This is a genomic window from Nucisporomicrobium flavum (assembly GCF_016464385.1).
GTDB lineage: Bacteria > Actinomycetota > Actinomycetes > Mycobacteriales > Micromonosporaceae > Actinoplanes > Actinoplanes flavus_A.
The window spans coordinates 440,609-467,216 of the sequence record NZ_JADMLH010000003.1 but is presented as its reverse complement, the minus strand read 5'-3'; the positions used below and the strand labels follow the sequence as shown (position 1 = coordinate 467,216).

At 72.6% G+C, this 26,608-nt stretch carries 23 protein-coding genes, 3 tRNA genes and 1 riboswitch; of the genes, 16 read left to right on the top strand and 10 right to left on the bottom strand.

The annotated features are described in order from the left end of the window. Window positions 1–175: 175 nt before the first annotated feature. The gene (locus IT780_RS10205) at window positions 176–823 is read left to right on the top strand and encodes a carbohydrate-binding protein (protein ID WP_199511197.1); all 648 of its coding nucleotides are present in this window, start codon (window positions 176–178) and stop codon (window positions 821–823) included. A 52-nt stretch (window positions 824–875) separates the two neighbouring features. Here the strand turns inward: IT780_RS10205 and IT780_RS10200 are convergent, their stop codons facing one another. Both IT780_RS10200 and IT780_RS10195 read right to left on the bottom strand, forming a co-directional pair. Beyond that, complete coding sequence (locus IT780_RS10200; protein WP_199511196.1) at window positions 876–1,262, bottom strand: Hsp20/alpha crystallin family protein; 387 nt, start codon at window positions 1,260–1,262, stop codon at window positions 876–878. 94 nt (window positions 1,263–1,356) lie between these two features. Next, entirely contained in the window at window positions 1,357–1,773 is a 417-nt protein-coding gene (locus IT780_RS10195; protein ID WP_199511195.1) for a cupin domain-containing protein, read from the bottom strand. Window positions 1,774–1,807: 34 nt separating this feature from the next. Here IT780_RS10195 and IT780_RS10190 point away from each other — a divergent pair, with 34 nt between their 5' ends. The 3 genes from IT780_RS10190 to cobF are packed head-to-tail and all read left to right on the top strand — an operon-like array spanning window position 1,808 to window position 4,269. Further along, a complete protein-coding gene (locus IT780_RS10190) occupies window positions 1,808–2,260 on the top strand; it encodes a YfbM family protein (protein ID WP_199511194.1) in 453 nt (150 codons plus the stop codon). A 35-nt stretch (window positions 2,261–2,295) separates the two neighbouring features. Beyond that, window positions 2,296–3,486: a DNA polymerase IV gene (gene dinB / locus IT780_RS10185; protein WP_199511193.1), complete on the top strand. Its 1,191-nt coding sequence runs from the start codon at window positions 2,296–2,298 to the stop codon at window positions 3,484–3,486. 30 nt (window positions 3,487–3,516) lie between these two features. Then, window positions 3,517–4,269, top strand: a complete 753-nt coding sequence (gene cobF, locus IT780_RS10180; protein ID WP_199511192.1) for a precorrin-6A synthase (deacetylating) — start codon at window positions 3,517–3,519, stop codon at window positions 4,267–4,269. A 10-nt stretch (window positions 4,270–4,279) separates the two neighbouring features. Here cobF and IT780_RS10175 read toward each other — a convergent pair whose 3' ends face one another. The 4 genes from IT780_RS10175 to cobN form a co-directional block, all read right to left on the bottom strand. Then, on the bottom strand, window positions 4,280–5,899 hold the full coding sequence (locus IT780_RS10175) for a methyl-accepting chemotaxis protein (protein ID WP_199511191.1): 1,620 nt from the start codon (window positions 5,897–5,899) through the stop codon (window positions 4,280–4,282). Between the two features lie 91 nt (window positions 5,900–5,990). Next, window positions 5,991–8,480: an FtsX-like permease family protein gene (locus IT780_RS10170; RefSeq protein WP_199511190.1), complete on the bottom strand. Its 2,490-nt coding sequence runs from the start codon at window positions 8,478–8,480 to the stop codon at window positions 5,991–5,993. 3 nt (window positions 8,481–8,483) lie between these two features. Next, a complete protein-coding gene (locus tag IT780_RS10165) occupies window positions 8,484–9,275 on the bottom strand; it encodes an ABC transporter ATP-binding protein (RefSeq protein WP_199511189.1) in 792 nt (263 codons plus the stop codon). 240 nt (window positions 9,276–9,515) lie between these two features. Then, the gene (cobN, locus tag IT780_RS10160; RefSeq protein ID WP_199511188.1) at window positions 9,516–13,055 is read right to left on the bottom strand and encodes a cobaltochelatase subunit CobN; all 3,540 of its coding nucleotides are present in this window, start codon (window positions 13,053–13,055) and stop codon (window positions 9,516–9,518) included. 51 nt (window positions 13,056–13,106) lie between these two features. Then, window positions 13,107–13,185, bottom strand: a riboswitch (cobalamin riboswitch). Window positions 13,186–13,307: 122 nt separating this feature from the next. On the opposite strand from cobN, the gene IT780_RS10155 reads away from it, so the two are divergent. From IT780_RS10155 to IT780_RS10145, 3 genes are read left to right on the top strand one after another with little or no spacing between them, the layout of a single operon-like run. Beyond that, window positions 13,308–14,480 carry a ferredoxin-like domain-containing protein gene (locus IT780_RS10155; protein ID WP_307831118.1) on the top strand — a complete coding sequence of 391 codons (1,173 nt, stop codon included), beginning with the start codon at window positions 13,308–13,310 and terminating at the stop codon, window positions 14,478–14,480. A 1-nt stretch (window position 14,481) separates the two neighbouring features. Then, entirely contained in the window at window positions 14,482–15,099 is a 618-nt protein-coding gene (locus IT780_RS10150) for a precorrin-8X methylmutase (RefSeq protein ID WP_199511187.1), read from the top strand. A gap of 2 nt (window positions 15,100–15,101) precedes the next feature. Then, window positions 15,102–16,607: a precorrin-2 C(20)-methyltransferase gene (locus tag IT780_RS10145; RefSeq protein WP_199511186.1), complete on the top strand. Its 1,506-nt coding sequence runs from the start codon at window positions 15,102–15,104 to the stop codon at window positions 16,605–16,607. Window positions 16,608–16,682: 75 nt separating this feature from the next. Here the strand turns inward: IT780_RS10145 and IT780_RS10140 are convergent, their stop codons facing one another. The 3 genes from IT780_RS10140 to cbiE form a co-directional block, all read right to left on the bottom strand. After that, complete coding sequence (locus IT780_RS10140; protein WP_199511185.1) at window positions 16,683–17,591, bottom strand: cobalt-precorrin-6A reductase; 909 nt, start codon at window positions 17,589–17,591, stop codon at window positions 16,683–16,685. Then, on the bottom strand, window positions 17,579–18,322 hold the full coding sequence (cobM, locus tag IT780_RS10135) for a precorrin-4 C(11)-methyltransferase (RefSeq protein ID WP_199511184.1): 744 nt from the start codon (window positions 18,320–18,322) through the stop codon (window positions 17,579–17,581). The genes IT780_RS10140 and cobM overlap by 13 nt, the downstream gene beginning before the upstream one ends. Window positions 18,323–18,450: 128 nt before the next feature. Next, window positions 18,451–19,839 (bottom strand): precorrin-6y C5,15-methyltransferase (decarboxylating) subunit CbiE, encoded by a 1,389-nt coding sequence (cbiE, locus tag IT780_RS10130; protein ID WP_307831117.1) that lies wholly within the window; start codon window positions 19,837–19,839, stop codon window positions 18,451–18,453. A 333-nt stretch (window positions 19,840–20,172) separates the two neighbouring features. Between cbiE and IT780_RS10125 the strand changes: the two genes are divergently transcribed. The 3 genes from IT780_RS10125 to IT780_RS10115 are packed head-to-tail and all read left to right on the top strand — an operon-like array spanning window position 20,173 to window position 23,013. Beyond that, window positions 20,173–21,684 carry a ferredoxin reductase family protein gene (locus tag IT780_RS10125; protein WP_199511183.1) on the top strand — a complete coding sequence of 504 codons (1,512 nt, stop codon included), beginning with the start codon at window positions 20,173–20,175 and terminating at the stop codon, window positions 21,682–21,684. Between the two features lie 27 nt (window positions 21,685–21,711). After that, the gene (locus IT780_RS10120; protein ID WP_199511182.1) at window positions 21,712–22,254 is read left to right on the top strand and encodes an FMN-binding protein; all 543 of its coding nucleotides are present in this window, start codon (window positions 21,712–21,714) and stop codon (window positions 22,252–22,254) included. A gap of 9 nt (window positions 22,255–22,263) precedes the next feature. Further along, window positions 22,264–23,013 (top strand): FAD:protein FMN transferase, encoded by a 750-nt coding sequence (locus tag IT780_RS10115; RefSeq protein WP_233412519.1) that lies wholly within the window; start codon window positions 22,264–22,266, stop codon window positions 23,011–23,013. Window positions 23,014–23,036: 23 nt separating this feature from the next. On the opposite strand, the gene IT780_RS10110 is transcribed toward IT780_RS10115, so the two are convergent. Then, window positions 23,037–24,224 (bottom strand): GNAT family N-acetyltransferase, encoded by a 1,188-nt coding sequence (locus IT780_RS10110; protein WP_199511181.1) that lies wholly within the window; start codon window positions 24,222–24,224, stop codon window positions 23,037–23,039. A 278-nt stretch (window positions 24,225–24,502) separates the two neighbouring features. Between IT780_RS10110 and IT780_RS10105 the strand changes: the two genes are divergently transcribed. The 6 genes from IT780_RS10105 (at window position 24,503) to IT780_RS10080 (ending at window position 26,562) form a co-directional block, all read left to right on the top strand. Further along, a tRNA-Gly gene (locus IT780_RS10105) sits at window positions 24,503–24,575 on the top strand. A 37-nt stretch (window positions 24,576–24,612) separates the two neighbouring features. Then, window positions 24,613–24,683 (top strand) — tRNA-Cys (locus IT780_RS10100). Between the two features lie 15 nt (window positions 24,684–24,698). Beyond that, window positions 24,699–24,773: transfer RNA gene (locus tag IT780_RS10095), tRNA-Val, on the top strand. A 399-nt stretch (window positions 24,774–25,172) separates the two neighbouring features. Then, on the top strand, window positions 25,173–25,496 hold the full coding sequence (locus tag IT780_RS10090) for an ArsR/SmtB family transcription factor (RefSeq protein WP_199511180.1): 324 nt from the start codon (window positions 25,173–25,175) through the stop codon (window positions 25,494–25,496). Beyond that, entirely contained in the window at window positions 25,493–25,765 is a 273-nt protein-coding gene (locus IT780_RS10085) for a hypothetical protein (RefSeq protein ID WP_199511179.1), read from the top strand. Before IT780_RS10090 ends, IT780_RS10085 begins: the two co-directional genes overlap by 4 nt. Then, window positions 25,762–26,562, top strand: a complete 801-nt coding sequence (locus tag IT780_RS10080; RefSeq protein WP_199511178.1) for a permease — start codon at window positions 25,762–25,764, stop codon at window positions 26,560–26,562. Before IT780_RS10085 ends, IT780_RS10080 begins: the two co-directional genes overlap by 4 nt. The last annotated feature ends 46 nt before the right edge of the window (window positions 26,563–26,608 follow it).

The window sequence follows — 26,608 nt, the reverse complement described above, 5'->3', positions numbered from 1 at the left end:
GCGCTCTCACCACCATGGTACGAGCGTTCAGAGATGTCAACCGATGACCGGATCCCGTAGCACGCCAGGAAATCTTCCGCAAAGGCGATGATGAAAGGCATTCCTCGCCGCCCGACGCCTCGCTACTGTGTGTTATTTCGTCACTCATCACAGTGGTCGGCTATCCTCTCGACCCGTGAGCATCCCCGCACCGGCTCCGCCCGGGGTGTACCACTCGCGCTCGAGGGTCACCCGGCGCCGCGTCGCGCTCGGCGCGGCCGGCCTCGCGCTGCTCCTGCTCGGCTATCTCCTCGGCCGATTGCAGGACGACCCCCCGGCCCCGGCCCCGGCCGCCGCCGCCCCGGCCTCCCCGAGCGCCGCGCTCAGCCCGTCGCCGTCCGAGGAGACACCGGAGGAGGCGCCGGTCGGCGGGATCGACGCGTACACCACGATCCAGGCGGAGAGCGCCACCAACCAGCAGGGCACGGAATACGAGAACACCGAGGACGAGGGCGGCGGGCAGAACGTCGGCTGGGTCAACAACGGCGACTGGCTGCGCTACGACCAGGTCAACTTCGGCACGACGCCGGCCACCCGGTTCGCCGCCCGGGTGGCCTCCGACGTGGGCGACGGCGTGACCGGCCGGGTCGACCTGCACCTCGACAGCCCGGCCGCGGCGCCGATCGGCGGGCTGACCGTGGGCAACCTGGGCGGCTGGCAGAACTGGCAGACGCAGACCACCATGATCACGCCGACGACCGGCATGCACACGCTGTTCCTCACGTTCGCGAGCGACAGCGGCACCGAGTTCCTGAACCTGAACTACTTCGCCTTCGGCCACTGAGGACGACAAAAGCGGCGCACCCGCCGGGGTGCGCCGCTTTCGTTCGCTCGGCTCAGGCCGCGGAGACCTCGATCCGGCGGGGCCTGGCCCGCTCGGTGACCGGGATCCGCAGCGTCAGCACGCCGTTCTCGTGCCGGGCCTCGAGACGGTCGGTGTCCAGCGTCTCGGCGAGGAAGACCTGACGGGTCACCGTACCCATCGGACGCTCCGCGACGAGGTACCGCACACCCTCACGCTCGGGCCGGACGCGCTCGGCCCGGACGGTCAGAACCTTGTGGTCGACAGTGATGTCGATGCTCGCCGGGTCGACGCCCGGCAGGTCGATGTCGATGAAGAACGTATCCCCGTCGCGGTACGCGTCCAGACGGGCGCCGCCGGTCCGGGCGGCGGTGTCGAACACGCGGGCGGTGAGACGGTCGAAGTCGCTACGCAGCACCATGATGTCCTCCGGGTCAGACTTGAGCGTGGGACGCTCAACTCTCACAACCGGCGGCGTGGCCGCACCTTTCCCGCGGCCGTCGTGATCCGCAGCACTACGCCATGCGGAAGTCGGCGAAGTCGAAGCCGGGCGAGACCACGCAGCTGACCAGCACCGGCTCGCCGCCCACCGGGTACGCGGCCTGCCACACCCCGGCCGGCACGAGCGCCTGCGGGTTGCGGGCATCCACCAGCACCACGTCGCCCGGCTCGGCCGGCTTCTCGCCGCTCCCGCCGAGGCGCAGCTCGAGCGTGCCGGAGTGCAGGAACCACAGCTCGTCGGACGTCACCACGTGCCACGCCGACGACTCGCCGGGCTGCAGCAGGAAGTAGATGCCGGTGGCGGCGGCGCGCGGGCCCGCGTACCCCTCGGGCTCGAAAACGACCCGCGACCGGAACGTCTCGCGGAACCACCCGCCCTCCGGGTGGGGTTGCAGGTCCAGGGCCTCGGCCAGCGGCGGTCGCGTCGTCATGGCCCCATTCTCGGTGTCTGGCAGGATGCCCGCCATGGGCATGATCTTCACCGGCCGCCGGCTGACCCCCGGCCAGGTACGCGACACCGCCGACCCGGTGGTGACCGGCGAAGCCGACGTCGACCTCGACAAGGCGTGGCACGGCATCCACTTCCTGCTGACCGGGAACGCCTGGGAGACGACCCCGGGTGCCGGAGAGGCGATCCTGGGCGGCGAGCCGGTCGGCGAGGACACCGGGTACGGCCCTGCGCGCCTGCTCCCGGCGGAAAGCGTGGCCGCGGTCGCCGCCGGCCTGCGGGATCTGGACGCGGCCGCGCTGCGTGCCCGCTACGACGCGGCGGCGCTCGAGGATGCGGAGATCTACCCGGGCATCTGGGACGAGGAAGACGTCTTCGAGACGTACCTGGGCCCGAACTTCGACAAGCTCCGGGCGTTCTACCTCACCGCGGCCGCGGAAAAGCAGGCTGTGCTGCTGAACATCTTCTGATCGCTTCTTTCGTACAGGCGTTCTAAGATGACGCCGTGGCTGACCAGGCGACCATCCTGCACGCCGACCTCGACTCGTTCTACGCGTCGGTCGAGCAGCGCGACGACCCCGGGCTGCGGGGGCGCCCGGTGCTGGTCGGCGGCGGGGTCGTGCTGGCCGCCAGCTACGAGGCGAAGGCGTACGGCGTCCGCACGCCGATGGGCATCGCGCAGGCCCGCGCGCTCTGCCCGGGGGCGGTGCTCGTCCCGCCGCGGATGAAGGCGTATTCGGCGGCGAGCAAGGCGGTCTTCGAGGTCTTCCGGGACACCACCCCGATCGTCGAGGGCATCTCCATCGACGAGGCGTTCCTCGAGGTGGGCGGGCTGCTCAAGATCCGGGGTACGCCCACCGAGATCGCCGCACGGCTGCGCGCGGAGGTGCGCGAACGGGCCGGTCTGCCGATCACGGTCGGCGTGGCCCGCACGAAGTTCCTGGCGAAGGTGGCGAGCGGGGTGGGCAAGCCCGACGGCCTGCTGGTCGTCCAGCCCGGCGAGGAGCTGGCGTTCCTGCACCCGCTGCCGGTCGAGCGGCTGTGGGGCGTCGGGCCGGTGACCGCCGCCAAGCTGCGCGACCGGCAGATCCGCACGGTCGGCCACGTGGCCCGCATCGGCGAGGCCGCCCTGGTCACGATGCTCGGCGCGCACGCCGGCCGGCACCTGCACGCGCTGGCCCACAACCGCGACCCCCGGCGGGTCCGGGTCGGGCACCGGCGCGGCTCGATCGGCTCGCAGTGCGCGCTGGGCCGGCGGCCGCGCCCGTTCGCGGAGCTCGAGGCGACGCTGGCCGCGCTCGTCGACCGGGTCACCCGCCGGATGCGGGCGGCGAACCGCGCCGGGCGCACGGTGACGCTGCGGCTGCGCTTCGGCGACTTCAGCCGGGCCACCCGCTCCCGGAGCCTGCTCAAGGCCACCGTGCACACCCGGCCGATCCTGGAGACCGCGCTCGGCCTGCTGACCGCCGCCCGCCCGCTGATCGAGGAACGCGGCATCACGCTGGTCGGCGTGGCGGTCGGCAACCTCGACAGCGACGGATCGGTGCAGCTGGAGCTGCCCTTCGACGACCCGCACGACGAAGGGCTGGACAGCGCGCTGGACGCCGTACGCGACCGGTTCGGGTCCTCGTCGGTGACCCGGGCGGCGTCGCTGGGCCGTGAGCTGAACCCCTCAGTGCCCCTCCTCCCGGACTGAGCCGGGCGCGGATCGGGCAGACTGCACGGCGTGCGGAAGATCTACGTCATCGGGATCGGGGCCGGCGACCCCGACCACCTCACCCTGCAGGCAGCCAAGGCGATCGGCCGGACCGACGTGTTCTTCCTGCTCGACAAGGGCGAGGCCAAGGAGAGCATGATCGAGCTCCGGCGCCGGATGTTGAAGGCGTACGGCAAGCCCGGCCGCCGCATCGCCGAGGGCCGCGACCCGGACCGGGACCGGACCCCCGCCGACTACGAGGGCACGATCGCCGACTGGCGGCGGCGCCGGTCCGAGGTGACCGAGGCGCTGATCAGCGAGCACCTGCTCGACGACGAGGTCGGCGCGTTCCTGGTCTGGGGCGACCCGTCGCTGTACGACTCGACCATCGCGATCCTCGAGGAGATCCTCGCGCGCGGCGCGACCCGCTTCGAGTACGAGGTCGTGCCGGGCATCAGCAGCGTCTCCGCGCTGGCCGCGAAACATCGGGTCGGCGTGAACCGGGTGGGGCAGCCGTTCCAGGTCACGACGGGCCGCCGGCTCGCCGAGCAGTGGCCGGCGGGCGTGGACGACGTGATCGTGATGCTGGACGCGCACCAGAGCTTCGGGACGGTCGAGGGCGACGTCGACATCTACTGGGGCGCGTACCTCGGGACCCCCGACGAGCTGCTGATCTCCGGGCCGCTGGCCGAGGTCGCCGACGAGATCCGCCGGGTCCGCGCCGAGGCCCGCGAGCGGCACGGCTGGATCATGGACACGTACCTGCTGCGCCGCCGCACCTGAGGCCGTACGGTCAGAGCTTGAAGGCCGCGACCAGCTCGCCCAGCTCGTCGGCCATCGCGGCGAGGCCGCCCGCGGCCTGCCGGGTCTCGCCCGCGCCCTCGTTCGTCGAGTGGGCGGTCGACGCGACGCCGGAGATGTTCTCCGCGATCTGACGTGAGCCGCCGGCCACCTCGGTGACCGTGCGCCCGATCTCGGCGGTCGTCGCGGCCTGCTCCTGCACCGACGAGGCGATCGACGACTGGATCGCCGAGATCCGCCCCACGACGTCGGCGATCTCGCTGATCGCGGCGTTGGCGTCCTGGGTCGTCAGCTGGATCGCCGAGATCTTCGCGGTGATGTCCTCGGTCGCCTGCGCGGTCTCCGCGGCCAGGTTCTTGACCTCGCCGGCCACGACCGCGAACCCGCGGCCGGACTCGCCCGCCCGGGCCGCCTCGATGGTCGCGTTGAGCGCCAGGAGGTTGGTCTGCTTGGCGATGGAGGTGATCGTGCTGACGATCTCGCCGATCTCCTCGCTGGCAGCGGCCAGCCGGCCGACCGCCTCCGACGTGCTGTTCGCGGTGGTCACCCCGCGGTCCGCGATGCCCACGGCCGACTCGCTGCTGCGGGCGATCTCGCCGATGGACGCGTCCACCTGCTCGGCGGCGGCCGCGATGCCGGCCACGTTCGCCGACACGTCCTCCGCCGCCGACGACACGAGCAGGGCCTGCCGGCTGGTGCCCTCGGCGTTGCCGCCCATCCGTACGGACACCTCGGCCAGCTCCCGTGCCGCCGCGGTCAGCCCCTCGGTACGCGCCGACACCCGCGACAGCGCCTCGCGTACGCCGCCGACCGCGGAGTTGAAGGCCCGGGACATCTCGGTCAGCTCGTCGCGCCCGTTCACGTCGAGGGTGGCGGTGAGGTCACGGTCGGCCATCCGGCGCAGCGCCCCCACGACCCGCTGGGCCGGACCGGTCACGCTGCGGGTGAGCAGCACCGCCAGCACGATGGCCAGCAGGAGGGCCAGCGCGCACCCGCCGACCATCAGCTGCTGACCGCGCGTCGCGGAATCCTTGGCCTTGGTCACGGCGACCGCGCTGCGGCTGGTGGTGGAGTCGGTCAGCGAGGTGGTCAGCTCGGTGATCTTCTGCACGCCGGTGATGTAGACGCCGTTCAGGATCTTGATCGCCTCGTCGACGCCGGCCTTGGTGTTCTGCTTCAGGAGGCCGGCCATCTGCTCCTCGGCGGCCGCCACCGCGGTGAACTGCTGCTTGAGCTGGTCGAAGGTGCCGCGTTCGGAGGCGGTGAGGTAGCCGGTCCTCACCTCGCCCAGCACGGCCAGCGCGGCCGTCTTGGCCTTCACGGCGTCGTCCCGGTTGGTGCCCGGGCCCACCACGTCGGCCGGTGACACGCCGGGGCTCGACAGGTTCGAGAAGTACGCGATGACCCAGCTGTTCATGTCGGCGTTCAGGAACTTGAGCTGCATCGACTGGCGGCTCAGCACTTGGATCGCGGCGGCGTCGGCGGCGGCCTGCTGCTGCCGTCGCTGGCCGGCCACACCGATCGCGGTCACCGCCACGAGCAGGGCGCACACGAGCCCGAACGCGACGAACAGCCGGACGCTCAGTCGTGCGCCACGCAACAGACGAGTCATGAATCAGGCCAATCCGCAGGACGACAGCTTCTCTGCCAAGATCGGTCGCGGCAGCGCCCGGCTTAGCGGGCACTGCCGCGTGACGGTCTGCCTATTCCTTGGTGCCGATGCTCTCCACCGGCGGCACCCGCAGCAGGCGGCCGACCGGCAGCACCGTGGTGACCAGCGCCAGCAGCGCCGTCCCGCCGAGCACGGCCACCCAGCCGAGCGCGGGCACGTACGGCACCGGATCCCCGGTCAAGGCGTTCACCGCCGCGATCAGCGTGGTGGCCGCGATGCCGCCGCCGATCACCAGCGCGACCCCCAGCAGCCCCGCCTGCTCGGCGTGCACCATGCGCTTGACCTGCCGCTTCGTCACCCCGGCCAGGCGCAGCAGGGACAGCTCGCGGCGCCGGGCCAGCGCGGCCATCACCATCGTGTTGGCCGCGGCGAGCGCCGCGTAGCCGACCATCACGCCGATGAGGAGCTTGTTCAGCCACGCGCTGATCGCCATGTCCTGGGCGAGCTGCTTGTTCTGGTCGCCCGAGGCGACGACCGCGCTGCCGGGGTACCGGGCCGCCAGGGACGCCAGCGCCTCGTCGACGTCCGCGCCGGGCGCCGTACGGATCAGGACCTGGTCGTCGAGGTTCCTCGCGGTGTGCCCGGCGACCACCTCCCGGGGCAGCGTCACGTCGCCGAAGCCCAGCCCGCGCTGGTAGATCGCCGCAACGCGGAGCTGTACCGGAGTGCCGTCGCCCAGCCAGAATTCGGCCCGGTCCCCCACCTTCCAGCCGGCGCCCCCGGCCCGCAGCTCGGAGACCGCGACGCCGTCGGCGCCCAGGTCGGCCATGCTGCCCGAGGTGACGTGCAGGTCGAGCGTGCCGGCACCGCCGGCGTCGACGGCCTGGGCCGGCACCGGCTCGGCGTCGCCCAGCGCCTTCAGGATCACCGACGTGTGCCGCACGCCGGTCGCGTTCTGCACGCCGGGCATGGCGCGGGCGTCGGCGGCCGCCTCGGTGGGGAATCCGGCCGGCGAGACGAGCGCGTGCTGAGCGAGCGTGCCCTCGCGGGCCTGCTCGACCGTCTGACGCTCCAGGTTGTCCTGCAGGAACCACACCGAGCCGCCGAAGCCGACCGACAGCACCAGCGCGGTCAGCACGGTGGTCATGCCCTGCGCGTTCGCCTTCAGGTTCTTGGTGGCCAGGTAGCCGCTGGTGCCCCAGACGCCGCGCAGCAGCGGCGTGAGCAGCTGGGCGCTGGTCCGGTTGATCCAGGGCGCCAGCAGCGCCACCGCGAGGACGAAGAGGTACAGCATCCCGATCGCGCCGGCCAGGGCCGTCGGACCGCTGGCGCCGACCGTGAGGGAGCTGGCCGTACCGGCGCCCGTCAGCGTCAGCACGCCGGCCACCAGCCGGACCTTGCCGCTCTGCGCCGGCTCCACCGCCACCTCGCCGAGCGCCTCGGTCGGGCGGATCTTCGTGACCCGGCGCGCGGCGGCCAGCGCGGACAGCACCGCCACCAGCAGCGTCATGACCACCGCGGTCACGGCGGCGAGCGGACCCATGCCCATCGGGAAGCCCGCGGGCAGGAAGCCCCGGTCGACGAACTGGTCGTGGGCCCACTCGGTCGCCAGGTACCCGCCCGGGACGCCGATCGCGGCGCCGGCCAGGCCGAGCAGCATGGCCTCGGCCACGACCATCCGGCGCACCTGGCCGGGGGTGGCTGCGACGGCGCGCAGCAGGGCCAGGTCGCGGCGGCGGTGCCGGACGGAGAGCCCGATCGTCCCGGCCACCACGAAACCGACCAGCATCGCCACATACCCGCCGAGCGACGCGCCGACGGTGATGAGCAGGGTCTGCGGCGATTCCGAGTCGCTCTCGGCCGCGCCCAGACCGCTTCCGGCGTACGCCTTGGCGCCCGCGGTGCCGGCCACCTTGCCGGCCGCCGCGACGATCGCCTTCCTGTCGGCACCCGGCTGCGCCACGATGCCGATCGCGTCGGCCTTGCCCGGCTTCCCGGCGAGCTTCGCGGCCTGCGCGTCGGTGAAGAAGACGCTTTCCGGCCCGGACCCGGAAGCGATACCGCTGACCCGCAACTCCCGGGCCGTACCGCCGACCATCAGGGTGGTGCGATCGCCGGGCTTGGCGTCGCCCGCGAGGCGGGCGTCCAGCACCACGTCCCCGGCCGCGGCGGGCGCGTCACCCTTGATGATTTTGTACGGGGTCAGCACGGCGGAACTCCACCCGTGGCCGGTGGCGGCGCTCTCCCCCAGCACGGGAACCCGGACATCGGCGGCCACCGTGGCCACCCCGGGCACCCTGCGGAGCTCGTCGGCCAGGGCGGCCGGCACCGTGCCGCCCTCCGGCAGGCCGACGGTCACGTGGTTGACGTCGCCGAATTCCTTGGTCGTGAAGGACAGGTCACGGTGGGCGACGACGACGTCGGCCGCGGCGTACTGCTGGGCGGTCGGCCGGTGACGCAGGCCGGACTCGACCATGGCGCCCAGCGCGGTGAGGATCACGACCCCCAAGGTGAGGGCGACCAGCGTGGCGAGGGCGCTGCCGATCCGGCGGCGCAGCATCTGAGCGGCGAGCTTGACCATGGGTCACCGCACCCCCTGCACGGTACGGCCCAGCGACGCGAGCTCCTCGGCGATGCGGTTCGCGCCCGGCTGCGGCATGTCCCGCACGATCCGGCCGTCGGCCAGCACCATGACCCGGTCCGCGTACGAGGCGGCCACCGGGTCGTGGGTCACCATGACGACCGTCTGACCCTGCTCGTCCACGACCGTCCGCAGCAGCGACAGCACCTCGGCGGCGGTCTGGGTGTCCAGGGCGCCGGTGGGCTCGTCGCAGAAGATGACGTCCGGCCGGGTGGCCAGCGCCCGGGCGATCGCCACGCGCTGCTGCTGGCCGCCGGAGAGCGCGCTGGGCCGGTGCCGCAGCCGGTCACCGAGCCCGACCCGCTCCACCACCTCGGCGAGCCACCGCCGGTCCGGCCGCGCGTCGGCCAGCCGCAGCGGCAGCTCGATGTTCTCCTCGACGGTGAGCGCGCCGATCAGGTTGAAAGCCTGGAAGACGAACCCGATCTGGGTACGCCGCAGCTTGGTCAGCGCGGTCTCGGACAGCCGCGACAGCTCGGTGGCGCCGATCCAGACCCGCCCGGACGTGGGCCGGTCCAGCCCCGCCGCGGTCTGCAGCAGCGTGCTCTTCCCGGAGCCCGACGGGCCCATCACCGCGGTGAAGGTCCCCCGGGCGAAGGTGGCGTCCACGCCGGCGAGGGCGGTGACGCCCTGCCCGCCGGTGCGGTAGACCCGGGTCAGTTGCTCGGTGCGCACGGCCACGGCACCCGGGGCCGGCGTGCCGTTCTGGGCTGGCGTTTTCGCTGCTCTCCACATGCCTGAAACGCTATGAAGAGCAGCGCCCGACCTGAATGCCGCAGGCTGCCGACCCTTGGTAGTGCAGGCCCTACCCCCAGGCCCTGCCCTGCCGGTCATGACGGCCTGCGACGGGCCCAGCTTCCGCCTCGCGGCGCGGTCCGAACGGCCGGATACAACCCCGGTATCCGACCGTCCGGCCCACTTGCGAGACGAAACCTGGACTCCGTCTCGGCGTCGCCATGACCGGCAGGGCAGGGCCTAGCCCTCCAGGTCACCCTCCGTCTCGAGGAAGACCTGCTGCAGCGCCGCGAGAGTGTCCGGGTCCGGGGCCTCCCACAGCTTGCGCTCGGCCGCCTCGAGCAGGCGTTCCGTGATGCCGTGCAGGGCCCACGGGTTGGACTGCGTCATGAACTTCTGGTTCTCCGGGTCCAGCACGTAAGCCGCGGCGAGCTGCTCGTACATCCAGTCGGCCACCACGCCGGCGGTGGCGTCGTAGCCGAAGAGGTAGTCGACCGTCGCGGCCAGCTCGAACGCGCCCTTGTAGCCGTGCCGGCGCATCGCGGCGATCCAGCGGGGGTTGACCACACGGGCCCGGAAGACCCGGGCGGTCTCCTCGGTGAGGCTGCGGGTCCGGGTGGCGTCCGGGTTCGTCGAATCACCGATGTACGCGGCCGGCGCCCGCCCGGTCAGCGCCCGTACCGTGGCGATCATGCCGCCGTGGTACTGGAAGTAGTCGTCGGAGTCGGCGATGTCGTGCTCGCGCGTGTCGATGTTCTTCGCGGCCACCTCGATGCGCCGGTACGCGTTCTCCATGTCCCCGCGCGCCGGGACGCCGTCGAGCCCGCGGCCGTACGCGAAGCCGCCCCAGACCGCGTACACCTCGGCCAGGTCGGCGTCGCCGCGCCAGTTGCGGCTGTCGATCAGCGGGAGGATGCCGGCGCCGTACGCCCCCGGCCGCGAACCGAAGATGCGCGTGGTGGCCTGCCGCCACGTCTTGCCCGCACCGGCGTCGACCGTCGCGTGGGCCCGGACGAAGTTGTGCTCCGGCTCCTCCTCCAGACCCGCGACCAGCCCGAACGCATCGTCGAGCAGCGCCACCACGTGCGGGAACGCGTCGCGGAAGAAGCCCGAGATGCGGACGGTCACGTCGATGCGGGGCCGGCCCAGCTCGTCCAGCGTGATCGGCTCGATCCCGGTGACCCGTCGCGAGGCGGGATCCCACACCGGGCGTACGCCGATCAGCGCGAGGATCTCGGCGATGTCGTCGCCGGCCGTCCGCATCGCGCTCGTGCCCCAGGCGGAGAGCCCGACCGACTTCGGCCAGTCGCCGTGGTCGTCGCGGTAGCGCTTGAGCAGCGACTCGGCCATCGCCTGCCCGGTCTCCCAGGCGAGCGCGCTCGGGATGGCCTTCGGGTCGACGGAGTAGAAGTTGCGGCCCGTCGGCAGCACGTTGATCAGGCCGCGCAGCGGGGAGCCGCTCGGCCCGGCCGGCACGTAGCCGCCGTCCAGAGCGTGCAGCACGTTCGTCAGCTCGTCGGTCGTGCGCGCCAGCCGGGGCACGACCTCGCGGGCCGCGAACGCGAGGATCTCCCGCACCTGAGGGTCGTCCGTGAGGTCCGGGACGTCCTCGGGCCAGCCCGCCTCCTCCATCGCCGCGACCAGCGCCCGGGCCTTCGCCTCCACCGCGTCCGTCTCGGCGGTCGAGGCGTCCTCGCGCAGGCCCAGCGCCTCCCGCAGGCCCGGCAGCGCGGCGACCTTCCCGGCCCACATCTGCTTCGCGCGGAGCATGGCCAGCACCAGGTTGACCCGGGCCTCGCCGGTCGGCGCGGCGCCCAGCACGTGCAGGCCGTCGCGGATCTGCACGTCCTTGACCTCGCACAGCCAGCCGTCGACGTGCAGGATGAACTCGTCGAACTCCTCGTCGCCGGGCCGGTTGGCCAGGCCGAGGTCGTGGTCCATCTTGGCGGCCTGGATCAGCGTCCAGATCTGCGAGCGGATGGCCGGCAGCTTCGCCGGGTCCAGCGCGGCGATGTTCGCGTGCTCGTCGAGCAGCTGCTCCAGGCGGGCGATGTCGCCGTACGACTCGGCGCGGGCCATCGGCGGGATCAGGTGATCGACCAGCGTGGCGTGCGCCCGGCGCTTGGCCTGCGTACCCTCGCCCGGGTCGTTGACCAGGAACGGGTAGATCAGCGGCAGGTTGCCCAGCGCCGCGTCGGTGCCGTCCGAGGCGGACATGCCGACGTTCTTGCCCGGCAGCCACTCGAGGTTGCCGTGCTTGCCGACGTGCACCACCGCGTGCGCGCCGAACTCGTCGGCCAGCCACCTGTACGCGGCCAGATAGTGGTGGCTCGGCGGCAGGTCGGGGTCGTGGTAGATGGCCACCGGGTTCGCGCCGAAACCGCGCGGCGGCTGCACCATGACCACGGTGTTCTCGTCGCGCAACGCGGCCAGCACGATGTCGCCGTTGTCGACGTACAGCTCGCCGGGCGGCGGTCCCCAGTGCCGTTCCATCGCCTCGCGCAGGTCCCCGGGGAGCGTGGCGAACCAGGCCGCGTACCGCTCGCCGCTGATCCGGACGGTGTTGCTCTCCAGCTGCTCCTCGGTGAGCCAGTCCGGGTCCTGCCCACCGGCCGCGATGAGCGCGTGGATCAGCGCGTCGCCGTCCTGCTCGGCGACCCCCGGGAACGACCCCGTCCGGTACCCTCGCTCCCCGAGCGCGGCCAGCAGCCGCACGGTCGAGGCGGGCGTGTCGAGCCCGACGGCGTTGCCGATGCGCGAATGCTTGGTCGGATACGCCGAGAGCATGACCACGATCCGGCGCTCGGCCGGCGGGATGTGCCGCAGCCGCGCGTGCGCCACGGCGATGCCGGCGACCCGGGCGGCGCGCTCGGGATCGGGCACGTACACCGACAGCCCGTCCTTGTCGAGCTCCTTGAAGCTGAACGGCACGGTGATGATCCGGCCGTCGAACTCGGGGATCGCCACCTGGGTCGCGGCGTCCAGCGGGGACAGCCCGTCGTCGCTGGCCTCCCACGCCTCGCGGCTGCTGGTCAGGCACAACCCCTGCAGGATCGGCACGTCCAGGTCGGCGAGCACCCCGACGTCCCACGCCTCGTCGTCACCGCCGGCGCTGACCGTCGCGGGCTTGGTGCCGCCCGCGGCGAGCACCGTCACGACCAGGGCGTCCGCCTTGCGCAACTCGGCCAGGAGCTCCGCCGAGGCCGTACGCAGGGAAGCGGTGAAGATCGGCAGCGGCCGGCCGCCCTCCGCCTCGACCGCCCGGCACAGCGCGTCCACGAAGGCGGTGTTCCCGGCCATGTGGTGCGCGCGGTAGTAGAGAACCGCGACCGTCGGCCCGTCGACCGGCTGCGCGTCGCGCTCGAGCACACCCCAGTCGGGCGCGGCGACCGGCGCCGCGAACCCGTTACCGGTCAGCAGAATCGTGTCCGACAGGAAGTCGTGCAGCGCGGCGAGGTTGTCCGGACCCCCGTACGCGAGGTAGCCGTGCGCCTCCGCGGCGACCCCGGCCGGCACGGTCGACAGCTTCATGAGGTCGGCGTCGGGCGCCTGCTCCCCGCCGAGCACCACCACCGGAACCGGACCCGCGAGCAACGCGTCGAGCCCTTCTTCCCAGGCCCGGCGGCCACCGAGGATGCGCACGACGATCAGCTCGGCGCCCGCGGTGAGGGCCGGCAGGTCTTCGACGGCGGTGCGGGCCGGGTTGCCCAGACGCCACTCGCGGCCACTGGCCCGGGCGCTGAGCAGGTCGGTGTCGGACGTCGACAGCAGCAGAAACACGGCTCTCCCCCTCGGGGTCCGCGCCCCGGCTAGGTGCAATCACGGCGACCGGAGTTCCTGGCTCCCGGACCCCCTGGTGGGGCATCCGGTGACAGTGGCGGGACCGCGCCGGACTCGCACCGGCTTCCTCCGCGGCGTCGCCGCACGTGGCCTCCCACTCTGCCGACCCGGAGAGGCCGCGTCAACGTGACGAGGTCGGCGCTCCTCGACCGGGCCGGGAAACTGTCAGGGCCGATCCGTAGTATCCGGGCCGTGTCCTCCCCCCATCGTTCGACCGCGGTCGACGCCTGTCCCGGCGCTCTTCGGCTGCACGACGCCGCCGACGGCCCGCTGGCGCGCGTGCGCATCCCCGGCGGCCGGATCACGGGCGCCCAGCTCGGGGCGCTGCGCGAGATCGCCGCGGAGTGGGGCGACGGGCACGTCGAGCTGACCAGCCGCGCCAACCTCCAGCTCCGCGCGCTGAACGGCGCCCCGGCGGTGCAGCTCGCCGCCCGTCTCGCGGCCGCCGGGCTGCTGCCTTCGCAGACCCATGAGCTCGTACGCAACATCGCCGCGTCCCCATTGATCGGCGACCCCACCCCCATCGCGGCGCTCGACCGGGCCCTGTGCGCGGACCCGGCGCTGGCGGCCCTGCCGGGACGCTTCCTGTTCGCGATCGACGGCGGAGCCGGTGACGTCGCCTTCTCCGCGGATGTCGCGGCCCTGCCGGTGGGCGACCGGATCGCCGTGCTGCTCGCCGGCCGCGACGTGGGGTTGCGCGTCTCCCCCGACGCGACAGTGCCGACGCTGCTGGCGGCCGCGCACGCGTTCCTGCGGCTGGCAGGCGAGGCGGGTGAGCGCCGGCCCTGGCGTCTACGGGAACTCACCGACGGCCCGGCCCGGGTCGCGGCTGCCCTGGGCCTGCCGCTCATCGAGCCTTCGCTGACCCGTCCCGCGACGCACGAGCCGATAGGAGTCGTCGACGCGACGGCCGTGGCTGCCCTCGTACCCCTCGGTCGGCTCACTCCCGCCCAGCTCAGCGCCCTGTCGACGGCCGCGGTTCTCGTCGTCACCCCGTGGCGTGGCATCGTCGTAGCGGATCTGGCACCCGGTGAGACGGCGTCCTGGGCCGACCGGCTGGCCGCCGCCGGCCTGGAGGTCGCAGCCGGGTCGCCGTGGACCGGGGTCACCACCTGCGCGGGACGGCCGGGCTGCGCCAAGGCCCTGGCCGACGTGCGGTCGGACGCCTCCGCGGCCGCGCCCGCGATGGCCGGTGGCCTGCCCGTGCACTGGGTGGGCTGCGCGCGAGGCTGCGGCAGCCCGGCCGGCCCGCACGTGCGGGTGGAGGCGACCGGACAGGGTTACCTGGTGGCCGGTCCGCACGGCGGCGCGGCGGCCGCGGGGGACGAGGTGGCGGCGCTGGTCGCGGCCGCGAGGAAGGGCTGACATGGAGTACGTACGCGACGGTGCGGAGATCTACCGGCGGTCGTTCGCCACGATCCGGGCCGAGGCGGACCTGTCCGGGCTGCCGGCCGACGTGGCGCGGGTCGCCGTACGCATGATCCACGCCTGCGGCATGGTGGACCTCGTCGACGACATCGGCTGGAGCCCGGGCGTGGTGACCGCCGCCCGCAAGGCCCTGCTCGGCGGGGCGCCGATCCTCTGCGACGCCGAGATGGTCGCGTCGGGCGTGACGCGCAAGCGGCTGCCCGCCGGCAACGAGGTCATCTGCACGCTGCGCGACCCGGCCGTACCGGAGCTGGCCGCCCGGATCGGCAACACCCGCAGCGCCGCCGCCCTCGACCTGTGGGGCGACCGGCTGGGCGGCGCGGTGGTGGCCATCGGCAACGCGCCCACCGCCCTGTTCCGCCTGCTGGAGATGATCGAGGCGGGGGCGCCCCGGCCCGCCGCGGTGCTGGGCGTACCGGTCGGCTTCATCGGCGCCGCCGAGAGCAAGGACGCCCTTGCCGCGTCCGACCTGGAGTATCTGATCGTCCGCGGGCGCCGCGGCGGCAGCGCGATCACGGCGGCCGCGGTCAACGCGCTCGCCTCGGAGGAGGAGTAGTGGTGGCTGGTCGGCTGTACGGCGTCGGGCTCGGCCCCGGCGACCCGGACCTCGTCACCGTCAAAGCGGCCCGGCTCATCGCCGAGGCGGACGTGGTGGCGTACCACGCGGCACGCCACGGCCGCTCCAACGCGCGGGCCATCGCGGCGGCGTACCTGCGCGAGGGGCAGATCGAGGAGCCGCTGATCTACCCGGTCACCACCGAGAGCACCGACCATCCGGGCGGGTACCAGGGCGCGATCGACGAATTCTACGCCGACTCGGCCGAACGGCTCGCCGCCCACCTCGACGCCGGCCGCGACGTCGTGGTGCTGGCCGAGGGCGACCCGCTCTTCTACGGCTCGTACATGCACATGCACAAAAGGCTCGCGCACCGGTACGAGGCCACGGTCGTCCCCGGCGTCACCTCGGTCAGCGCCGCGTCGGCGGTCCTCGGCCGCCCCCTCATGGAACGCGACGAGGTGCTGACCGTGCTCCCCGGCACCCTGCCGCCGGACGAGCTGGCGGCCCGCCTGGCCGGCACGGACTCCGCCGCGATCATGAAGTTGGGCCGCACGTTCGAGGGGGTCCGGCAGGCCCTGGAGACCGCGGGCCGCCTCGACGACGCCTGGTACGTCGAACGCGCCACCACCGACCGCGAACGCCACGCCCGGCTGGCGGACGTCGACCCCGCGACGGTCCCGTACTTCTCCCTGGCGCTGCTGCCCAGCCCCGCCGCCACGGCGTTCGCCACCCCGCAGGCCGGCACCCGCGCCCCCGGCCCCGGCGCGGTGACCGTCATCGGCCTCGGCCCGGCGGGACGCGAATGGCTCACCCCGGAGGCACAGGCGGCGCTCGCCGAGGCGGACGACGTCGTCGGCTACGGCCCGTACGTGAACCGGGTCCCGGCCAACCCCCGCCAGCACCGGCACGCCTCGGACAACCGCGTCGAGGCGGAACGCGCGGCATTCGCCCTCGACCTGGCCAAACGCGGCCGCCGGGTGGCGGTCGTATCCTCCGGCGACCCGGGCGTCTTCGCGATGGCCGCGGCGGTGCTGGAGGTCAGCGAGGACCCCCAGTGGAAGGACGTCCCGGTCCGCATCGTCCCGGGCCTGACCGCGGCCCAGGCCGTGGCAAGCCGCGCGGGCGCGCCGCTGGGCCACGACTTCTGCATCATGTCGCTCTCCGACCGGCTCAAGCCGTGGGACGTGATCGCCACCCGCCTCACCGCGGCGGCGGGCGCGGACATGGTGATCGCGCTCTACAACCCGGCGTCGCAGAGCCGCAAGGAACAGCTGGTCCGAGCCCGCGATCTGCTCCTGGAACACCGCGACCCGCAGACGCCGGTCGTGGTGGGCCGCGACGTCGGTGGCCCGGAGGAGTCGGTACGGATCACCACGCTGGGCGACCTCGACCCGGCAACGATCGACATGCGATGCCTGCTGATCATCGGGTCGAGCCAGACGCGGGCGGTCAACCGGGGAGACGGCTCAACCCAGGTCTTCACACCACGCCACTACCCCGCCTGAACCGGACCGCCCTTTCTTCGACTCCCCGCCACGCGCCCACGCCGGGCTCCAGCAGCCGGCCTCAGCCTGCGGGCGTCAGCATCCGTCGGCTCTTTCGAGCATGCTCAGCCAATCCACGGCCGCATCGACCGTCGCGACCGTCGGAACGCCGGCCGGCAGCGGCGGCCGGTCGACCATCAGGACAGGAATCCCCAGTTCGCGGGCGGCGTCCAGCTTGGGCGCCGCCCCGCCGCTGTCCTTGGTGACCAGCACGTCGATGCGGTGCCGCAGCATCAGCTCCCGCTCGGCATCGAGGCCGAACGGCCCCCGGTCCAGCACCACCTCCAGGTGCCGCGGCATCGGCGGGACCGGCGCCTCCACCGACCGGGACACGAACCGGATTTCGTCCAGCCCGGCGAACGCGGCGATGCTCTGCCGCCCCGTGGTGAGGAAGACCCGCATCCCGCCGCCAGCCGTGCCAGGTCCGCCCCCGCCCGGATCGCCCGGGCGCAGCGTCGGCAGCAGGCCGGCACCCACGCCCGGGTCGCTCCGGCGCAACGTCGGCACACCCCCGCCCGGGTCGCCCGGGCGCAGCGTCGGCAGCAGGCCGGCACCCGCGCCCGGGTCGCTCGGGCGCAGCGTCGGTAGCAGGGCGGCGGCCGCGGCCAGGTCGGCGACGCGGTGCCAGCGGTCGCCCGGCTGCTCGGTCCAGCCCGGCCGGCGCAGGACCAGCAACGGGATCCCGGCCCGGGATGTGGCGGCGGCGGCGTGCCCGGTCATGGTCGCGGCGAACGGATGGGTGGCGTCGACGACCGCGTCGATGCGTTCCGCTCGCAGGTACGACTCCAGCCCGTCCACCCCACCGAACCCGCCGGTCCGCACCTCGCCCGGCGGTAGCAGCGGACGCGACGTACGACCGGCGAGCGAGCTGATCACCGGCACCCGCCCCGCCAGGGCACGCCCCTCGGTGGTTCCGCCGAGGACGAGCACTCTCAGCTGCGGCATCGCTCGGTCGAGTACAGGTGGCTGTCCGGGAACTGCGACGCGCTGAGCGCCGCGCCGACCACGATCACCGCGGTACGCCGTACGCCAGCCTCCCGAACCTTCTCCGCGATGTCCGCGAGCGTGCCGCGGAGGATGAGCTCGTCCTCCCGGCTCGCGCGCGCGACCACCGCGACCGGGCAGTCCCCGCCGTAGCTGGGCACGAGCTCGGCGACGACCGCGTCGATGCGCTGGACGGCGAGGTGCAGCACCATCGTGGAGCGGCTGGCCCCCAGCGTCGCCAGGTCCTCCCCGGGAGGCATCGCGGTCGCGCGTTCCGCGGTCCGGGTGAGGATCACCGTCTGCGCGACCTCGGGCACGGTCAGTTCCCGGCGCAGCGAGGCGGCCGCGGCGGCGAAGGCGGGTACGCCCGGCGTCACGTCGTACGGCACCCCGGCCTGGTCGAGCCGGCGCATCTGCTCGGCGACAGCGCTGAACACCGAGGGGTCACCGGAGTGCAGCCGCGCGACATCCTGACCGGCCGCTGTGGCCTGCAACATCTCGCCGACGATCGCGTCCAGGTCCAGGTTCGCGGTGTCGACGAGGCGGGCCCCGGCCGGGCACGAATCGAGCAGCTCCCGCGGCACGAGGCTGCCGGCGTACAGGCAGACCGGCGAAGCGGCGAGCAGCCGCTGCCCCCGTACGGTGATGAGATCCGCAGCCCCCGGCCCGGCGCCGATGAAGTGAACCGTCACCGCAAACCCGCCGCCCTCAAGATCCCCGCCACCGTCGCCCCCACTCCATCGCTGTGAGTCATCGCTTGACCACCGTCGACATCGTCACCGGCATCATCGCCCGACCATCGACCGAATCGTCACCGGCGTCATCGTTTGACCACCGACCAGATCGTCACCGGCATCATCGCGCGCCATCCGGTGAAGCCGCCGACCGGCGACGCCCGGTTGACGGCCACCCGGGTCAGCTCCCCGCCCAGCTTCGCGTACCAGGCGGCGATGACGGCCTCGGACTCGAGCGTGACCGCGTTCGCCACCAACCGCCCGCCCGCGGCCAACGCGTCCCAGGCGGCGTCCAGCACGCCGTCGCGCGTCACGCCGCCCCCGACGAAAACCACGTCGGGCGCCGGCAACCCGGCAAGAGCGCCGGGCGCGCGCCCCTCCACAACCCGCAGATCGGGTACGCCCAGAGCGGCCGCATTGGCCCGGATACGCCCCGCCCGCTCGGGCGACGACTCCACGGCGACAGCCCGGCACGCTCGGTGACTACGCATCCACTCGATCGCGATGCTCCCGGAGCCCGCCCCGACGTCCCACAGCAACTCGCCGGGCTGAGGCCCGAGAATCGCCACGGTCACGGCGCGCACCTCACGCTTCGTCAGCTGCCCGTCACTCTCGTACGCGTCATCCGGCAGCCCAGGAACCACGGGCCGCGCCGCACCCCCACGCCCACACTCGACGGCCAGCACGTTCAACGGATCGAGCCCGGCCGTGTCCAGACTCTCCGCCGTACCGCTGACCACCGTCTCCCCCTCGCCGCCGAGCTGGGCGAGCACCGTGACCGTGCTGTCGGCGTACCCGCGATCCCGCAGCAGCGCGGCAACCAGACCGGGCGACTCGGCGTCGCGGCTGAGCACCAGGATCCGCCGGCCCGGATGGACGAGCGGATGCAACTTCTCCACCGGAGCGTTCACCAGGCTGAGCACGTCGACATCGGCCAGCGCCCACCCGAGCCGCGCCGCCGCCAACGACACGGATGACGGGTGCGGGATCACGCGGACGGACTCCCGGCCGACGAGCCGGACCAGGGTGGCACCGATGCCGTGGAACATGGGGTCGCCGCTGGCTAGCACGGCGATCCGGCGGCCGCGGTGCTGTTCCAGGAGGGCGGGAAGAGCGGGCAGAAGCGGCGAGGGCCAGGCGATCCGCTGGCCCGCCACCCCCGCTGCTGCTCCCGCCAGGCCATCCGTTCCCGCCAGGCCATCCGCTCCTGCCGAGCCGGCCGATCCCGCCGAGCCAGGCGCTCCCGACTGGCCGAGCGCTCCCGCGGAACCGGGCGCTTCCGCCGAGCCGACCGCACCCGAAGGGCCGACCGCACCCGCCGGGCCGAGCGGCGCAGGCGGGAGGAGGGCGAGCTGGCGGTCGCTGCCGAAGATCACGTCGGCGGCGGTCAGTGCGGCGACGGCCGTACCCACGAGGCCGGCCCAGCCGTCCGCGCCGATGCCGACCACGGTGAGGCCGGCGGGGTTCTCAGTCACGCCGTGACCGTAGCCGCCGGCGCATCCCGGCGTCCCGACCGGACCGCCCGGGGATAACTCCGTCACGGCCGCCGACGCGACGGCCGTGATCGCGGCAGCCCGCCGGCTGGCCAGTTCGCAGGCCGCCGGCCTCATGCCCGGCAGCCCGCAGGCTGGTCGGCACCCATTCGGGGGATCACTTTTTCGGCCCGGCGTTGAGCCTTCCCGCGCCGCACCGCGTAGTACCCGTCGACGGCCTCCCGAGATCGGGTCGTCACGTTCGCCGCTGGGGGGTGGCGGCCGACGCGGAAGACGACTGCCGGGCGGGTGAGATCGATGGCGCGACCAGGGCCGATGATGTTTGAGACGTTCGCGGATCAGCGTCCGGAGCCGGACTTCGCCGACCAGCGGCCCGCGCGGGACTTCTGGGAGCAGCCCGATCTCAACGAGGGCGTGCCCCGCGGCGACATCGTGGTCGAGGCGCCGGACGACCCGTCGGGCTGGCACGGTTCCGGGCCGGCGATCGCCACCGACGACCGGCCGCCCGCCGAGGCCACCTCGGGCAACCGGCTGCTCACAGTCCTGCTGTTCTTCGCCGGTCTGGCCACGAGCCTCGCGCTGTGGCTGTTCGAGACCGAGGCCGGCACGGTCAACGACACCCCGACGCTGATGATGGCGATCGGCCGGATCACCGGCCTCGCGGGCGGTTACGTCCTGTTCATCCAGCTGCTGATGATGAGCCGGGTGTCCTTCCTCGAGGAGTGGGTGGGCGCCCGCGACCTGCTGCGCTGGCACCGCTGGCTGGGTACGTCCCTGGTCGTGCTGGTCGGCGCGCACGTCGTCTTCATCGTGTACGGGTACGCGCTGACCGCCGAGACGGGCGTCGTGGACCAGGGCTGGACGATGATCACCACGTTCCCGGACATGATCGGCGCCACGGTCGCCACCGGGCTGCTGGTGTTCATCAGCCTCATCTCGATCCGCGGCCTGCGCAGCAAGCTCCCGTACGAGCTGTGGCACCTGATCCACCTGGCCGGCTACCTCGTGCTGGTCCTCGGTTACGGCCACCAGATCGCGATGGGCGCCAACCTGTCGGGCAAGTTCGCCGACATCTTCTGGCCCGCGCTCAGCGCGCTGGTCATCGCGGCCGTGGTGTGGGGCCGGCTGATCGAGCCGGTGTGGCTGAACGTCCGGCACCGCTTCGAGGTCGCCGAGGTCGTCGCCGAGGGCACGAACACGTTCTCGATCTACATCGACGGCCGCCGCCTCGAGAAGCTGCCCGCGCAGGCCGGCCAGTTCATGCGCTGGCGCTTCCTCACCCGCAACGGCTGGTGGCAGTCCCACCCGTTCTCGCTGTCGGCGGCGCCGAACTCGCAGTGGCTGCGGCTCACCGTCACCGCGGTCGGCGGCCACACGGCGAAGCTGGCCGAGATGGAGCCCGGCACGCCGGTGTGGGCGGAGGGCCCGTTCGGCACCTTCACCGCGCAGCGCCGTACCCGCCGCCGAGCGCTGCTGATCGCGGGCGGCAGCGGCATCGCGCCCATCCGCGCGCTGCTGGAGGACATGCCGCCGGACACCATCGTGATCTACCGCGCCAGCCGCCCCGACGAGCTGGTGTTCCGCGAGGAGCTGGAGGACCTGGCGGAACGCCGCGACGCCTGGGTCCGCTACATCGTCGGCTCCCGCACCGACCCGGGCCCGCGCCGCCTGTTCACCTCGAACGGGCTGCTCGGCCTGGTTCCCGACGTGAACCGCCGGGATGTCTACCTGTGCGGGCCGCCCGGTCTGGTGGGCGCGGCGGTGCAGACGCTGCGGGAGCTGGAAGTTCCGGACAGCCAGATCCACCTCGATCCGTTCGAGTTCTGAAGCCGAATCCGTAGCCCGGGAGTTTTCATGCGACGCAGCACCGCAGCAGCCGTTGGGACGTTGACCGGCGCCGCTCTGATCGTGGGCGTACGCCTCAGCGTCTCCGCGCCGGCCGTGCCCACGGCCGCGCCGCCCGCCGTCGACCTGGCCGGATCCGGTCAGGATGCCAAGCCCGACCCGACCAAGAAGCCGTCCTCGAAGAAGCCGGCGAAGAACGACGCCGACGATGACGCGGACGACGCCGGCGCCTCGTCCGACAACGAAGGATCGTCCGGCGAGGCCGGCGGGAGCGGGCTCAAGGACGGCGTCTACAAGGGCGCGGCGGTCAGGAACCCGTACGGCACGATCCAGGTCTCGATCAAGGTCCAGGGCGGGAAGATCACGGCGGCGGACGCCACGTACCCGACGGCCGGAGAGAGCGCCACGATCAACCCGCCGGCGGTCACGGCCCTCAAGCAGGAGACGCTGAAGGCGCAGAGCGCCGAGGTCAACGCGGTCTCGGGCGCCACGTTCACCAGCGAGTCGTACGTCAAGTCGCTGCAGGCCGCGATCGACGACGCCAACGCGTAGATTGCGCCCATGCGCCACGTCGAGCATGTGATGGGTACGGTCGTCAGCATCGACCTCGCCGACGAGCTGCCCCCCGCGGTGCTGGAGACGATGATCGGCGACACGTGCCAGTGGCTGCACGAGGTGGACCGCCGCTTCAGCACGTACCGCGACGACAGCGAGGTCAGCCGCTTCCGCCGCCGGGAGCTGACGCTCGAGGAATGCTCGCCGGACATGCGGCATGTCCTGGAGGCGTGCGCCGACCTGTGGCGCGAGACGGACGGCTACTTCGACGCGTACGCGGCCGGCCCGCTCGACCCCTCCGGCTACGTCAAGGGCTGGTCCGTGGAGATCGCGTCCGCCCGCCTGGCGGAGGCGGGCTCGGTGCGCCACTGCGTGAACGCCGGCGGTGACATCCGCGTGCGGGGGCTGGCCGCCTCCGGCAAGCCCTGGCGGGTGGGCATCCGGCACCCGTGGGAGGCCGACAAGCTGAGCTGGGTGCTGTCGGTCACGGACTGCGCGGTGGCAACCTCGGGCACGTACGAGCGCGGCGACCACGTGGTGAACCCCCGCTCGGGCAAACCGGCGCGAGGGCTGCGCTCGGTCACGGTCGTGGGTCCGGACCTCGCCATCGCCGACGCGTACGCGACAGCCGCCCTCGCCATGGGCGAACCGGGCATCGGTTGGCTCGCCAAGCTGGTGCCGGACGGCTACGAATCCGCCGCGGTGACCGAGGACGGCCGCGCCTTCAGCACCGCCGGCCTGCCCGCAGCGGTCTGACCGCCGGGCGCTCCCGGCACCCATCAGAAGTCCGCGAACAGGTACGGCATCTTCTTCGGGAACAGCGCACCCAGCGCCTCCACCGCGGGCCCGTCCACCTGGCCGAACCCGCGTATCACCACTTCGACCGGATCCAGCACGCCGTACGCCAGAGCCGAGATCCCCTGGCACGTCAGCGTGGCCTGCGGCTCGTCCTTGGTCTCCTCCACGGTCAGGGAGCCGGCCTCGCCGGTGAGGCGGTATCGCCCGGCCAGCAGTTCGTCGTCCACCACCTCGACGGTGACGCCCGCCTCCGCCCCGGCCCGCAGGCCGTTCAGCGCGTCGATCGACAGCAGCCGCACCATCGGGCCGCCCATACGCGGGAACTCCACCCGGCCCTCGGTGACGACGGCGAGGTCCGTGCCCCACAGCTCGGGCACCTCGTCCGTACCGATCTTGAGCCGGACCCGGGCCACCTGATCGACGTGCCGCGCGAAGAACTGCAGCAACAGCGCGCGGCCCATCGGCCCCGTCGTGAGCAGGTCGTCGCCCACCAGATCACCGCCGTACTCGTCGATCCGGTAGATCACGGCACCCACCACCTCACCCGCGACGCGGGCGATGGCCACCCAACGCGACGGGCTCTCCCGGAACTCCGCGGTGCGCGTCTCGTCGTACACGGAAAAGCCGTGCCGTTCTTCCAGCAGCCGCAGCGTCAGCGCGGTGAAGTCGTCGAACCCCTCCGTGAGGTGCACCCGCTCCACCTCGCCCGGCAGATCGGTTCTGAGCAGGCCCGACAGCCCTTCCGGAGCGAAGCTCACGGTGCGCACGCGCGGAACACCCACGTAGCCGAGGCGGCCGTAGAACGAGGGCCGGAACGGATAGAGCGCGCTGACGGCACAGCCCTGCTCCCGCATCTGCCCCATGAGCCGCGTCAAGAGCTCCCGGACCAACCCGCGCCGCCGAGCGGACGGATGGCTCGTGACCGAGGCGACGCCGGCCATGTCGTGGACGACTCCCCGCACGTTCTGCCGCATCGGGAACGCGGCGGCTCCGGCCAGCGTCTGCCCGTCCTCCTCGGCGATGAGGCTGGTCGCAGTGCGGTAATACCTCATCCGGCGGGCATACGTCTCGCGCTCGGCGTCGGTCCAGGGTGAGGGCATGAACCCATACGCCTGCAGCGGGAACATCGTGCCGGTGCGCTCGTCGGCGGTGACCTGTCGGATCTCCATGGGCCCATCCAACCCGGAAGGGCCGGGTGCCCGCTCGGTTGTTTCGCCGGCCTGTGGATAACTCCCAGTGGTACGGGCGTGAGCTGGCCCTTCTCCCATCCGCCCTTTTTGCGGCCTTCCCCCACGCCCACGCCGCTGACCTGCACCGACGCGCCTGCGGGCATCGCCGCCGGCCCGGGCAGCGAGCCGATCGCGACGCGCCGAGGGACCCCGGTTTGGCAAGGCATGGGCGGACCCGCTAATGTTTCATCCGTCGCCGGGGGAACCCGGAGGGACAAGCGGACGTAGCGCAGCTGGTAGCGCATCACCTTGCCAAGGTGAGGGTCGCGGGTTCGAATCCCGTCGTCCGCTCGGAGAGGCCGCCACAGGTTACGTGCGGGGTCAGCTCGGTGGAGTGGCCGAGAGGCGAGGCAACGGCCTGCAAAGCCGTGTACACGGGTTCAAATCCCGTCTCCACCTCGGCATCAAGATCGAGGGCGATTGGCGCAGCGGGAGCGCGCTTCCTTGACACGGAAGAGGTCACTGGTTCGATCCCAGTATCGCCCACCACACAAAACAGCAGGTCAGAACGGGTTTCGTCCCATCGGGACGGAGCCCGATTCTCGTTTCCGGGCCGCTCGAGAGAAGATCGATCTTGGGAGTTCGGTGACGATCACGCCGTCCCCTTCCTCAGCAGCCGATGCAGGACGGGGACGGGCGACGCCGGCACGCCGCACCCGGCGCGACGATCCACCTCTCCGGCCAACCGCTTCATGACGCCGGTCAGACCTGCTTCCTGGCAGGCGCCAACGGGCCCGAGCTGACCGACAGCCTCGCCCGGGCAGACCACCGCGGACTCATCGCAGAAGGTGTCCGACGAGGCGCCCAGGCCCGCCCCGGACTGACGTCCCATGCAGTGCCGACCTTCGCCCCTGACGGGCAGGGCGGTCCCGCGCGCACGATCGGGCCGTGGCTGGTCAAACTTTTCTTGAAGCAGACTCCGTCGCAGCGGCGTACCTGTTGGGCGCGGTCGCCAACCCGGTGCGGTGGCGGCTGCTGGTGTTCCTGGCCGACGGGGTCACCCGGTGTGTGTGCGAGCTGCAGCCCATCGCGGGCGTGACCACCGGTCTGCTGTCGTACCACCTGAGAGTGCTGCGGGAGGCAGGACTGGTACGGGCCGTCCGGCGTGGCACCTGGGTCGACTACACGGTCGCCTCGGACCTGCCGGAGCGACTTCACCGGGCCCTCCCCGTAACCGAGCATGCCGCCTTGGGCGAGGAGGCGGCCCGGTGAGCGAGCACATCGTCCCCGCCGAGGACCCTGTCCGGCGCCGGCAGCGCCTGGTCACGGGTGTGGCGGCCGTCGCCGGCGTCTTCGCGATGTGGCTGGCCGCGTACCGTGTCAACGAGCCGTGGTGGGACCTGGTGGTGTACCGGTGGTGGAGCCTGGATCCCCGGTCACGGTGGGGTTCGGGGCTGCACTTCTTCCTCTACGACACGGTGAAGATCGTGCTGCTGCTGGCGGGGATCATCTTCGTGGTCCGGTGCTGCGCTCGTACATGAGTGTGGAACGCACCCGGGCCTTGCTGGGCGGCCGGCGTGAAGGTGTGGGCAACGTGATGGCCGCTGGGTTGGGGGTGGTGACCCCGTTCTGCTCGTGTTCTGCGGTGCCGGCGTTCATCGGGTTCGTCGCCGCCGGGGTCCCTATCGGGGTGACGTTGTCATTCTTGATCGCCAGCCCGTTGGTCAACGAGGTCGCGATCGCGCTGCTGCTGGGTATGTTCGGCCCAGGCATCGCCGCACTGTACGTGGCCGCCGGCCTGACGGTCGCCGTGGTGGCCGGCTGGGTGCTGGGCCGCCTGGGTGTGCAGCGGTGGGTGGAGCCGTTCGTGTTCCAGACCCGCCTGGGCGGGAAGGTCATCGACTCCACCGCCGGGCTGACGTTGCGCCAGCGTTTCCAGATGGGCCGGGAAGAGGTCCGGTCGATCCTCGGCCGGATCTGGCCGTACCTGCTGGTCGGCATCGGGCTGGGCGCGGTCATCCACGGGTGGGCGCCGCAGGACTTCTTCGCCCGCTACGCCGGCGCGGACAACCCGCTCGGCGTTCTGGTCGCCGTCGTGGTCGGGACGCCGCTGTACTCCAACGCCGCCGCTGTGATGCCGCTGGTGCAAGCGCTGCACGACAAGGGTCTGCCGATGGGCACCCTGCTGGCGTTCATGATGAGCGTGGTCGCGTTGAGCCTGCCCGAGCTGATCCTGCTGCGCCGCGTCCTCAAACCCCCGCTGCTGGCGGCCTTCGTGGCGGTCACCGCCACCGGCATCGTCGCCGTCGGCTACCTCTTCAACCTCGTCCTCGCCTGAGGGTACGGACATCAACGAACCTGACGGTACGGACATCAACGAACAG